The following is a 4,120-nucleotide window of genomic DNA, read 5'->3' on the forward strand; positions in this document are numbered from 1 at the left end:
AAGCCGGGGAAACGGTAGACGTCTTCCAATCGTTTGATCTTATTCATACCGGAAGTTTACCATATTTTTACCGGGGTTGCTATCAAAGAACTCGTTTACTGCCAACTACTTCAGCTCGCCACCAAGTTCGATTTTACCCACACTCATTGGAGAAAAGCCAAGAGTTTATCTGATACTGTAAAATGTTTAGCGTTTACTGTTATAAGTTCGAACTTTGAACAGTAAACAGAAAACGGTAAACGGAAAAAGATGTTGCGCCTTCATCCCTGCGCCAAGCCCTGGCAGATCAGGCTGGCTAAAAGACTGATCCCCGATTACGTTGATCCGGGCTATGTCTACGATGATCTGCTGCATAAATACGCCCCGTTGTCAAAAGTATGGATAGACGCCGGGTGCGGGGACAACAGCGACATCAAACAAATACCGGAATACCGGGAACTGGCGGTGGGCTTCGACCTGGAAAAACGGAAACAGGAAAAATACCTAACGGCCGACATCTATCGTGTTCCCTTAAAAAATAATTCCGTTGACTTTGTCTCCAGCCGCTGGGTGGCCGAGCACCTCAAGGATCCCGGAACTGCCCTGGAGGAATTGCACAGAATTTTAAAATCCGGAGGCCGGATTTTAATACGGACCACCAATAAATGGCACTACATCTCGCTTTTCAGCCGGTTCGCTCCCATGTTCTTAAAAAGGTTTTTGTCTACGACCCAGGTGTTTCCGACTTATTTCAGGTTCAACGACCAGGTGGCTTATAACAAGTATTTTGTGGAGCACCCCGGCTGGCAGCTGGAAAAGATCCATTACATCGAAAACCTGCAGTACGGGAATCCGTTAGGCTTCGTCTTTTCTTTGTCCTACCATCTTATCACCTCCGGGCTGAAATTGGACCGGCTGAAGACCACCATAATCCTGGAAATGACCAAAGTTCAACCATAATCAGCGGTGTGACCATGGCTGTTTATTACGGGGTGAAAAAGGTACTGGAGAAAGGACAGAGGATAGGGGTGGCCACAGAAATGATGCACTTCGTCAAGAACACCGAAGTGCTGGTGGGGATCGTCAGGGGCAGCAAATACGCGGTAGCGGTGGATCTGACCAGCGAAAAGGAATACCGGGCCTTTTACCGGGCCTGCGCCAGGGGAAACTGGAGGGATTTCGACCTCTACCGCCTTTCCCGGGAGCAGATAGCCGAATGTCCGGACGAAGGCCGGGTGCTGATAAGGGATCTGGATTCCGCAACGTCTGCCCGCTAAATACGCGAAATATACTAAATCATGTAGTGCCTGTTTTTCAGAAAACCCATTGTTGCAAAAAAATAAATATAAAATCCGTGTCAATCCGTGTCCTATTAGGTCTTGCCAACGTAACCTGATAACAATCATCTTTTAAATAGACTTTAAGGAATCGTCAATGGCTTTAGAAAGAAACAGGGTCCTGACCCGGGAAATTGAAGAGGAGATGCGTTCTTCGTATCTGGACTATTCCATGTCGGTCATCGTGGGCCGGGCCCTGCCCGATGTCCGGGACGGGCTGAAACCGGTGCACCGCCGCATCCTTTATGCCATGAGCGAGCTAGGGCTGGCCCACAACAAACCCTTCAAGAAAAGCGCCCGGATCGTGGGAGAGGTGATGGGCAAGTACCATCCCCACGGCGATTCGGCCATCTACGATTCCATGGTTCGGATGGCCCAGGATTTCTCGCTGCGCTACCTGCTGGTGGATGGCCAGGGCAACTTTGGCTCGGTGGACGGCGACCCGCCGGCGGCCCAACGCTACACCGAGGCCAGGCTGGCCAGGATCTCGGACGAGGTGCTCAAGGACATTGACAAGGAGACCGTGACCTATGTGGACAATTATGATGGTTCGCTCAAAGAACCGTCGGTGCTGCCTTCGCTGCTGCCGGGCCTGCTGGTCAACGGCAGTTCGGGCATCGCGGTGGGCATGGCCACCAATATCCCGCCCCACAACCTGGGGGAGATCTGCGACGCCATCTCTTTGCTGATCGACGACCCGGAACTGGCCCCGGAGAAGCTGCTGAAGACCGTCAAGGGTCCTGATTTTCCCACCGGCGGCATGATCATGGGGGTCTCCGGCATCCGGGACGCCTACCTGACCGGCCGGGGCAAGATCACCATCCGGGGCCGGGCCAACGTGGAGACCGCCAAAAACGGCAAGGAATCCATCATCATCTCCGAGCTGCCCTACGAGGTCAACAAGGCCGGCATGATCGAAAAGATCGCCGAGCTGGTCAAGGACAAAAAGATGGACGGCATCGCCGACCTGCGCGACGAATCGGACCGCGACGGGATGCGGGTGGTGATAGGATTAAAGCGGGACAGCGATCCCCGGCTAACCATCAATCAGCTATACCAGCACACCCAGTTCCAGACCAGTTTCGGGGTGATAATGCTGGCCCTGGTGGACGGGGTGCCCAGGGTGATCACCCTGAAAGAGGCCCTGGCCAAGTTCATAGAATTCCGGGTGGAGGTGGTGACCCGGCGCACCAAATACGAGCTGGCCCAGGCCGAGAAGCGGGCCCATATCCTGGAAGGCTTGAAGATAGCCATTGACAACATCGATGAAGTGGTCAGGATCATCAAGAAGTCGCCCAACGTGGACGAGGCCAGATCTTCCCTGATGAAAAAGTTCAAGCTCTCCGAGATCCAGGCCCAGGCCATTCTGGACATGACCCTCAAGCGCCTGACCGCACTCGAAACCAAAAAGATCGACGAGGAATACGAGGAGCTACTCAAGCTGATCACCAGGCTCAAGGGGATCCTGGACAGCCGGCGGCGGCTGATGGGGGTGATCCGGGAGGAAATTGCCGAGCTGAAGAAGAAATACGCCGACTCCCGCCGCACCGAGATCCTGGCCGCCACCGAGGAAAAGTTTTCGGTGGAGGATCTGATCGCCGAGGAGGACATGGTGATCACCATCTCCCACGCCGGCTACATCAAGCGGCTTTCGGTAAGCTCCTACAAGCGCCAGGGCCGGGGCGGCAAGGGGGTGACCGGGATGACCACCAAGGAGGAGGATTTCGTGGAGGGGATGTTCATCGCCTCCACCCACCACTATATCCTATTCTTCACCGACAAGGGGCACTGCTACTGGCTGAAGGTCTACGAAGTGCCGGAAGGGGGCCGGGCGGCCAAGGGCCGGCAGATCTCCAACCTGCTGGAGCTGAAGCCCGACGAAAAGATAGCGGCCTACATCGCGGTCAAGGAGTTCGACGAACAGCATTTTGTGGTGATGGCCACCAGGGAAGGGACCATCAAGAAGACTGCGCTCTCCGAATTCTCCAATCCCCGCAAGGCGGGGATCATCGCGGCCACGGTGGACGGCAAGGACCTGCTGATCGAGGCCAAGCTGACCGACGGCAGCGAGGATATCATATTGGTGACCACCCAGGGTCAGGCCTGCCGCTTTCACGAGAGCGACGTCCGGGCCATGGGCCGGAGCGCGGCCGGGGTCCGGGGCATCACTTTGGACAAGAAAGATTTGGTGGTGGGGATGGTGGCGGTCAAGCGCGAGGGCAGCCTGCTGACGGTCTGCCAGAAAGGTTTTGGCAAGCGGAGCGAGATCGAGGAATACCGGGTTACCCGCCGGGGCGGCAAGGGCGTGATCACCATGAAGATCACCGACAAGACCGGGCCGGTGGTGGCAGTCAAGGAAGTGGTGGACACCGACGAACTGATGATCATCTCGGCCGGAGGCCAGGTGATCCGGTTGACCCTGAAAAATGTCAGGGTGATGGGCCGGGCCACCCAGGGTGTCCGCCTGATAAACCTGGAGGATAAGGATCAAGTGGTGGATGTGGCCAGGCTGGCGGCCTCGGAAGAAGAGGGGAACGGGGAAGCCAACGGCAATGGGGCGGAAAAATAAAATGTAAAGACAGCCCAGAACTAATAAATTAGCCTGGGCTGTCTTTTCTCTTGCAATTCCCTGCGGTCTACGCTACAGGGTCATTGAGTATTTACCTGAATTCCGTCCCTTTTATATACACTACAAATCGAAAAAAATCGGCAATAACCAGGAAGCCTGGATTAACAATACGTTACAGGGAGCAACGTCCTGAAAAATAATGCTTGACAAATGTTCGTGTAGTGTATATAATATA

Annotated in this window: 3 protein-coding genes; all 3 read left to right on the forward strand. The window is 54.8% G+C overall.

Translation table 11 applies throughout. The features are described from left to right. Positions 1-249 precede the first annotated feature (249 nt). The gene (locus HY768_04980) at positions 250-939 is read left to right on the forward strand and encodes a methyltransferase domain-containing protein (GenBank protein MBI4726563.1); all 690 of its coding nucleotides are present in this window, start codon (positions 250-252) and stop codon (positions 937-939) included. A gap of 14 nt (positions 940-953) precedes the next feature. Next, entirely contained in the window at positions 954-1,256 is a 303-nt protein-coding gene (locus tag HY768_04985; GenBank protein MBI4726564.1) for a hypothetical protein, read from the forward strand. A gap of 157 nt (positions 1,257-1,413) precedes the next feature. Next, the gene (gene gyrA, locus HY768_04990) at positions 1,414-3,885 is read left to right on the forward strand and encodes a DNA gyrase subunit A (protein MBI4726565.1); all 2,472 of its coding nucleotides are present in this window, start codon (positions 1,414-1,416) and stop codon (positions 3,883-3,885) included. The last annotated feature ends 235 nt before the right edge of the window (positions 3,886-4,120 follow it).

The organism is candidate division TA06 bacterium, assembly GCA_016208585.1.
Taxonomy (GTDB): domain Bacteria; phylum Edwardsbacteria; class AC1; order AC1; family EtOH8; genus UBA5202.

Coding starts and splice junctions, on each gene's coding strand:
- HY768_04980 (MBI4726563.1), top strand. CDS start 250: ATGTTGCGCCTTCATCCCTGCGCCAAGCCCTGGCAGATCAGGCTGGCT.
- HY768_04985 (MBI4726564.1), top strand. CDS start 954: ATGGCTGTTTATTACGGGGTGAAAAAGGTACTGGAGAAAGGACAGAGG.
- gyrA (MBI4726565.1), top strand. CDS start 1,414: ATGGCTTTAGAAAGAAACAGGGTCCTGACCCGGGAAATTGAAGAGGAG.